Source organism: Micromonospora arborensis, from assembly GCF_003205615.1.
In the GTDB taxonomy this organism is placed as follows: Bacteria; Actinomycetota; Actinomycetes; order Mycobacteriales; family Micromonosporaceae; genus Micromonospora; species Micromonospora arborensis.
Window position 1 is genome coordinate 1 of the sequence record NZ_PYBV01000082.1, and the last position, 7558, is coordinate 7558.

The window sequence follows — 7558 nt, forward strand, 5'->3', positions numbered from 1 at the left end:
CACCAGCGCGGACGTGACCCCACGAGACGACCGACTCCCTCATTGGCCGGACGGCGCGGGATGCTCTCGTCCCAGTAGCACTGCTTCGACGGCTGCCTCTATCTGACTGGGCGGCCCGCTACGAGAGGCGCGATCCTGCTCCGCTCTAAGGCCCCTCCCGCCCGGTAAACTGGCGTCGTTTGCATTCCAGGCAGCCGGTGCCGCGACGGCACTGGGGACATGGCCACGGCAGCAGATCTGAACCACGGCGAGCCCTCGCCTCCTCCTACCCCGAGGAGCTACTCGAGGACTCCGCGGCCAGCGCGTGCTGGCCGACGCGGACTTGCGGGTGCGGGGCCAGCCCGCGGCTCACCGTCGGTACGGGTTGATGATTTCCTTTGGGCGCAGCGCGGGGGCGGCGAGGTCGCGCAGTGTCGGCGAGGTGAGGTAGAACCTGCCTCGGGTCTCGCCGTGCTGTTCGAGCATGTCCGCCCTGACGAGGGCGCGTAGGTCGCGGGTTGCTTGGTCGTCGGTGAGGTTCTCGTCGCGTTGATAGAGGGTGCGGCGTACTCGGCCGCCGGTGGCGGCGAGGTGTAGGGCGCTGACGACCCGCTCGGGCAGTCCGTTGCGCCGGACCCAGGTGTCGAGCAGTTCCCAGAGATGCGCGGCTTGGTCGAGGCGTTGCCGGACCAGTTGGGCTTGTTGGTGGTGGGCGCTCAGGCAGAACCGGATCCATTGACTGGTGTCGTTGTCGGGCTGCCAGGTTGGGCCGCCGACCTCACCGAGCGCGTCGTAGTAGGCGTAGGTGTTTCGGCCGACGCCGAGCCACTCCTCGATCGAGGAGAACTCTGGGGCGAGGACACCGTCGCGGGCGAGTGCGAGGGTGTGCAGGCAGCGCGACATCCGGCCGTTTCCGTCCCGCCAGGGATGGATCTTGACCAGGTTCAGGTGAGCCATGGAGGCCCGGACAAGCAGAGGGGTGTCCGGTTCGCCGTCGGCCAGCCAGTCGATCAGCTCGGAGAGCAGAGACGGAACATCGTCGGCGTCCGGCCCGGTGTAGACGCGTCGGCCGGTGTGCGCCTCGTCGATGTGGATGTCTCCTGGACGGTAGCGGCCCGGCCACTTGCTGAGGTCATGGCGGAGCATCATGAAGTGCAGTGCATTGAGCAGCATGTGCTGCCAGGTGAACTCGCGTGAGCGGGCGAGTTGTTGCACGTAGGTCAGGGCGTCGCGGTAGCCGGTGATGACTTCCCAGGTTTGCGGGTTGGTCTCTACCGGTTCGTCGCCGGCGACGGCGGCGGCGGCGTCGTCCAGGGACACCTGGTAACCCTCGATCGAATTTGAGCCCTGGATGGCGTGAGCGATCAGCGTGCGTCGGAGTTGCCCTGTCCAGCGGTGCGGCTCAGCGATCTGATACCGAAGGTTGTCCCGCATCGTGTCCAGTTCGCCGAGAACGCGCTTGTCGTCATCGGCGAGCGCAGGAGTCTGATACAGCATGCGCCAATCCTACAATGCTTTCCGCTGAATCCCAGATTAATTTCAGCATTACGCCGATGAAGGGCATCAGCCCGCCCCTGACGTGACGCGCCTCATCGCTGAATGAGGTTGTTCGGTCATGACACGACCTATCCGACCGAAGGAATACCTCGTCGGTCCACTCGTACCCGCTGTCGTGCCCGCGCGTCCCCGCCCAGGCACGATGCCGATGCCCGCTCTACCTGCCCGAGTCTGCCCACCGGCGATCACCGACGCCAGCCTGGTGCTGGGGATGGCTCTTCCGGCACGCTGTGGCCGGGTGAGCGCGCAGCACCTCCTGCGCGCGCTGGCATGGCCCCCGCACCGCCGCCTCGACATTCAGGCGAGCCGCGCGGCATGCTCGTCATCTGCTCGGCCAGCGACGGCCTCCACCAGGTGGGCAGCCGAGGGCACCTACCCTTGCCGGCGAATGCCCGGCACATGTGCCGCATCGAGCCCGGCCAACCCGTGCTGCTCGCCGCCATCGTCACATACGACCTGCTCGTCGTGCATCCCGTCAGCACCGTCGTACGCTTGCTCGCCGACCTGCACACTCACCTGGCGGGAGTCGGCAATGAACGCTGACCCCGCCGCCGTCGCTGCCGCTCGCCGCCCGGGTCGGCCCGGTCGCCGCCCTCGGCGCCGGCGACTGACCACCTCCGACCACCCCGCCGGAACTTCGGCGCCGTCTCAGCGTGGTGCCGCAGTTCTGGGCGGGGTCCGGCTTGAGGGTAGGCCGGAGGGAATCTACTCGTTACCTTCTGTGCGTGGACGTTCACGACCTGTTCGCCAGCAGTGGCGGTCTCGCTTCCTTTCTTTCGACGACCGACTGGGCCGCGATGTGCTCGCTCGGTTCCCGGTGCCTCATGGCCGCCGACTACCCGTTATTCCGACAGGGCGACGAGGGGGAGCACGCTTACGTGATCCTCAGCGGCGCGGTCAAGGTAGTTCGTGGCGAAGCAGCGGGTAAGAGCGCGATCCTGACGATTCGCGGGGCTGGCGACGTTGTGGGCGACCTGGCCGTGATGGACGGTGGCCGCCGCTCCGGCACGGTTTCGACGCTGACCCCCATGGTGGTCCGGGTGGTCTCAGGGGCGAGTTTCAAACGGTTCGTCGAGCGACCCTCCGTCACCGCCGCCTACGCCCGGTATACCGTCAACCGCCTCCGACAGTCTGACGTCCAGCGGACCGAGATCGCCGTCCTTCCGGTACGGCAGCGCCTAGCCCGGGCACTGCTCCGGCTCTACGTAACGGCTGACGCCGCCGGTGGCCAACGCGCCTTCGAGCTGCCGCAACAGGATCTGGCAGAGCTAATCGGCGCGTCCCGGAACGCCGTCGTCCTCGCGCTCGGGGTTCTCCGCGCCGAAGGCGTGCTGGACACCCATCGCATGCGGGTATCGATCCTCGACGTCGATGCACTGCACCGGCAGGCCGGATGACGCAGTGATTGATAACCGCGTCACCTCTGCTGTGCACAGTGGTGGGCAGCGCTACCTCAGCGGGCCGGACACGATTGCCTTGATTCGGCCGCCTGCGAAGGGAACGCGACATGGAGCAGTCACCCCCGTTCGAGCAGTCCCGCCCGCTACCGCCGTACCGCGCGGTGCTGGCGGTCGACGCGAAGGGCTTCACAGACCTGCCCGGCTGTACGCACGAAAACGTCTCCCGCACCATTCACCGGCTCGTAGGGGACGCGATGCGCGATGCCGGGCTGGACGCGGAGTGGTCGAGTCCCGACTTCTACGGCCCAACCGGGGACGGCCTGGCCGTGGGCTTGCCCACCCGGATACTCCCGTATCTCGTCCATCCCTTTCCGGCCATGCTTCAGCATCGTCTGGACGACCACCGGCGCCAACACCCGGGGGAGGAGCCTCTGCGGTTGCGGGTGAGCCTGCACGTGGGTCCCCTGCCGACTGACTCGGCGGCAGTGGGGCAGGGGGGCAATGGGACAGCACGTAACGAGACGCACCGACTACTGGACTCCGGGGTGGTCAAGAGCGCGCTCACGGAAGCCAAACCGCGCATCACCCTGGTTGCCATGATCGTCTCGGATCGGGTCTTCCACGACGTGATCAGTGCTGGTTACTCCGGTCTGCACCCGGACCACTTCGTCGACGTGGAGGCCCGGGTGGAGGGCAAGGCGTTTGTGCAGCGTGCGTGGTTGCACCTACCCACCCCGTCGGGCGCTTGGCCGGTGGGCCGGACGAACGAAGCGGAACCCGCATCGGAGTCTCAGTCCCCGCCAGGGCTCGCCCACCGGCCGTCGCAGCAGCCGGTGGGCACCAACTACGGGCAGGTGGTCGGGAGCGGGACCGTGCACGGCGGAATGCACCAGTCCTTCGGCGGTAACCCCCTCGGGAGCCGATCGTGAGCCCCGAAGAGACCCTGGCTTTCGCCGAGGACGACCGGCTCGAGGATGACCTCTACCCAGAGGGGGTCAGCGGCATCAACGTCGGGCAGGCGGTCAGCGGCATCATCGTCGGGCAGGCGGTCAGCGGCATCAACGTCGGGCAGGTGGTCACCGGCGGCACCGTGCACGGCGGAGTGCACCAGACCTTCGTCGAGAACAAGTTGATCAACGAAGCCATTCGCCGGCACCATCTGCTACGGGCCTACATCGAGCAGGTTGTGCAGTCACTGGCGCCACGCAGCTACCGACTGGCCAGCCAGGACCAGGATCTCACTCTCGACCGGGCCGCCGCAGCCCGCGTCCTCGGCGACCAGCCATGGGTGGTGGTGCTGGGCCCGGCCAACTCCGGGCTGCGGACCGCTGCGGTCGCGCTGCTGTACGAGTCGAGCCAGGCGGGGCGGCGATTGGAGGAAATTCTGATCGACGAGGAGCGAGGGCGCCCGTTCGCTGCGGCGGAGCTTCCAGCGGAACGGGGGGTGACATACCTGTTGTGTCTGCCGGACCAGCGGGAACGGGTGAGCCCCGACCTGGGCCGCCGTTTGCAGGCCCACGCCGCGCACCTGGCGACCCTGGACGCAAGTCTGGTGGTCGCGGCAACCCCAGCCGTCTGGGCCGCCGCCGGCGGCGTCGGGACCGTCTCCATCTTTCAGGTCCCGCCCCCAGACCTTGCGGAGGTAGTACGTCGCGAGTGCGCAGTGCAGGCCGTCGACGCTTCCTCCATCATCGGGAATCCCGCCATCGGCGACTTGCTGACCCGAGCCACGGTGATGGACGCTATGCGGCTTACCGGAATCATCGTGACCGCACTCCGTAACCATCCTGAGCATGACGTGACGAAGCTCGTCGACGAGGTGTGTGGGGCCTACGGTGACTAGGACGACGTCCTGGCCAACTGGTTCAGCGGAGCCGAGAGTGTCCGGCAGCGGCTGTTCCTCGTCGCAGCCGCCCTGCTCGAGGGAGAGCCACCGGCAGAGGTGCTGGACGCGGTCAACTCGCTCGGGCGGGCCCTCGGTGACCTGCCCTCCGCCCGCTCCGACGGGCTCGCGGAAGTCGGACTACGGGCGCTGATGAGCGAGGCCAAAGCCGAGGTGGTGGACGGTGGGCTCCGGTTCGAGCGGGCGAACTACGGCGCGGCAGTGCTGACCTTTCTGCACGGTGACCGCTCTGCCTGGTTCCACAAGAAGCTGTGGGAGTGGGCCATGGACCTGCCGTTACGGCGAAACGACCATCGGCAGACCCGGCTGGCCGAGCGGATTGTCGGGAATCTGGTGGGAATTGTGTTGCGGAGCCGGGACACCCGCCCGCTGGTGTGGCTGAATCGCTGGACCGGGCGGCCCAATCTGCGGCCCCACGTCGTGCAGGCCCTGACGGCCACTGCCATGAGCGATGAGGTCGGGGCTGACGTGCGGAGCCTGCTCTACCGCTGGTCGCGCTTGGAGCGTGCGAGTGACCAGTCCCTCTGCACCATCGCCGAGGTCTGCTCAGGCGAACTCGCCCGGCTCTATCCCCGGGTGTCGCTGACCCGTCTGAGCCACGTTGCCCACCGTGATTCTCCGGTCGTCCGGGATGCCATCGTGACGGCGGTGAGCCGGCTCTGGGAGATACCCCGGCTACGCCCTCGGATCGTCGAGGTGGTTACCAACTGGTCCGAGGGTGAACCTGGCGGTCGTACGAAAACGGCGTGGGCGGTGTTCGCAGCGCTCACCCGTAGTGAGGCTCATCCCGTGTTGCTGACCTGGCATGACGAGTCATCGCGCACCGGGCTCGTCGGGGCCGTGGCCCGACTCTTCGATCAGACCGAGGTCGACGACGCCCGTACGGAATTCGGCGAGAGTCTGCTCGACGCGGCGCTCATGTCCGAGGCTAGTCGGATCCGGATTGTCGAGTTCCTCGGGGACGTGGTGCGTCGTGGGGACGGCGGGACCCGCCGTCTCGTGCGCCTCTCCAAGCTGACGTTCGCGTGGCAGCCGGTCGATCGCGACGTGACCAGCCCGGATCGGCGTGACGTGCGTGACTACGTCGTCGAGAGCCTGCACCAGGTCGATCCACTCACCGTAGGAGCATGAGATGCGTGATCTCTTGCGGGGTTTCTCCCGGGAGTGGACGTCCGGGAATGAGGAGCGCCCCCCCATCCCGGCCCCGTCACACAGGTTCGAGGCCACGCTGGCTAGCGCACTGCCCGGCGCGAACTTCCAGGCGGAGGTGACCGTTGAGTGGCGGGGACGCGAGCCGGAGGCCGAGGCCAAGGTTCGTGCCTTTGCCTGGGATCAACTCGCCCGGTGGGCTGCCACCCGGCGCGTCACGCTTGCGAGTCACCTGGCTGATCTAATCAATGCCAGGGGCGTCACCGAGATTGCCGTGCCGCAGACCAGTCTGGTCCTCACCCATCTGCGTGTTCGGATCACCGTTCCTGCCGAGGCGCTTGCCGTGACCACCGCCTGGGAGGAGGCCGAACGACACGCGACTCTGGAGAAGCAGCGCCGCGGAGACGAACTGCGTCAGCTTCGGTGGCTGCGTGACGAGATCTTCGGCAGGCCGGACATAGCTCGGATGTACTGGCATCTCCACCACCCGGCCGATCTTCGGTCCTTGACGGACCCTGTCTTCGATACGATCGCTGCCCAACTTGGCGGTGATGAGCGTGTGACTGCGTCCCCGCAGGTCGAGGAGGACCCGATCAGTGTGCTCATCGGAAAGTTTGTCGACGGGCTCAGTGCAGACGAGCGCAGGCACCTAATCGGCCAGCTCGGTCGGGTGTTCCGTAGCTTCGACCGCACGGACCTCGCCATGCAGCTGGGGGACCCGAGTGACCGGGTCGGGCCGTGACGGAGGCGCCCCGGTCCTCCGGTTTGCAGAGCGAAGCGGGATGGAACGCCCTCCAGCAACTACACGAGACAATTCGTTTCGCCGACGTGAAGGCGGCTGCCGTCCTTGCAGCCGCCGGGCTCCTGGGCGGCAGCCTGTGGTCCGGCCAGGACTCCCTGACCGTGACGGGCCCGGCCTGGTCGCCGGTGCTCCCGGTGTTATCTGCGGTAGCGGCCGCGACGAGTGCGCTCCTCGCGTTGCACACGCTGATGCCGCGACGACAGGCGGCTGCGTCGGAGCCTCTGCACCACTTCGCGTACGTAGCCGAGCGTTACGGTCGCAACAGCCAGGGATTTGTCGATGCTTGGTTGGCAACCACAGTCGATGAAGACGCCACCGCCAGGATGCTGGCGGGACACGTCTGGGCGGCGCACATGGTGGCGAGTCGCAAGTTCGCCTATGTCACGTGGTCGATCCGACTTCTGGTGCTCGGTGTGTTGGCGTGGCTCGTGGCCGGGCTGCTCTGACGAGTCAGCCGGTGTCGCCGAACATAGTGGCGGGATGCGTCTCGTCCCGTCACTATGTCAAAAGTCGTACGTTGGATGCTCGACACCTGGGCGGCACGGATCAGTCGGCCTCGACACCGTTGGCTCGGAGGATCTGCCGAACGCGTTCACGGCTGTACCCGGTCGCCGGCACTATGTCTACCTGGCGCGATCCGTTGCGGGCCGCTGCCTGGGCTTGACCCGTTTCGACGGACAGGGTCGATGTGTTGATGTTAGTCAGGCTGCCTGGACCGTTGGTAGAAGGTGCGAACCGGTGGCTTCGTAGGCGGCGGGGCTGAGGTAG

Annotated in this window: 8 protein-coding genes; 7 read left to right on the top strand and 1 reads right to left on the bottom strand. The window is 67.2% G+C overall.

The features are described from left to right. Positions 1 to 348 precede the first annotated feature (348 nt). Positions 349 to 1476, bottom strand: coding sequence for a Fic family protein (locus C7C45_RS32830; RefSeq protein ID WP_244200696.1), 1128 nt, complete (start codon positions 1474 to 1476; stop codon positions 349 to 351). 459 nt (positions 1477 to 1935) lie between these two features. Here C7C45_RS32830 and C7C45_RS34330 point away from each other — a divergent pair, with 459 nt between their 5' ends. The 7 genes from C7C45_RS34330 to C7C45_RS32860 all read left to right on the top strand — a co-directional run bounded on the left by C7C45_RS34330 (position 1936) and on the right by C7C45_RS32860 (position 7236). Then, a complete protein-coding gene (locus C7C45_RS34330) occupies positions 1936 to 2079 on the top strand; it encodes a hypothetical protein (protein ID WP_167454915.1) in 144 nt (47 codons plus the stop codon). A 182-nt stretch (positions 2080 to 2261) separates the two neighbouring features. Then, positions 2262 to 2933 (top strand): Crp/Fnr family transcriptional regulator, encoded by a 672-nt coding sequence (locus tag C7C45_RS32840; protein ID WP_110568810.1) that lies wholly within the window; start codon positions 2262 to 2264, stop codon positions 2931 to 2933. 110 nt (positions 2934 to 3043) lie between these two features. Then, the gene (locus C7C45_RS32845) at positions 3044 to 3865 is read left to right on the top strand and encodes a hypothetical protein (RefSeq protein ID WP_110568802.1); all 822 of its coding nucleotides are present in this window, start codon (positions 3044 to 3046) and stop codon (positions 3863 to 3865) included. After that, positions 3862 to 4779, top strand: a complete 918-nt coding sequence (locus C7C45_RS35375; protein WP_244200697.1) for a hypothetical protein — start codon at positions 3862 to 3864, stop codon at positions 4777 to 4779. The genes C7C45_RS32845 and C7C45_RS35375 overlap by 4 nt, the downstream gene beginning before the upstream one ends. A gap of 99 nt (positions 4780 to 4878) precedes the next feature. After that, positions 4879 to 5970: a hypothetical protein gene (locus C7C45_RS35380; RefSeq protein WP_244200698.1), complete on the top strand. Its 1092-nt coding sequence runs from the start codon at positions 4879 to 4881 to the stop codon at positions 5968 to 5970. Position 5971: 1 nt separating this feature from the next. Beyond that, complete coding sequence (locus C7C45_RS32855; protein ID WP_110568804.1) at positions 5972 to 6730, top strand: hypothetical protein; 759 nt, start codon at positions 5972 to 5974, stop codon at positions 6728 to 6730. Then, entirely contained in the window at positions 6727 to 7236 is a 510-nt protein-coding gene (locus C7C45_RS32860) for a Pycsar system effector family protein (protein ID WP_110568806.1), read from the top strand. The genes C7C45_RS32855 and C7C45_RS32860 overlap by 4 nt, the downstream gene beginning before the upstream one ends. Positions 7237 to 7558 lie beyond the last annotated feature (322 nt).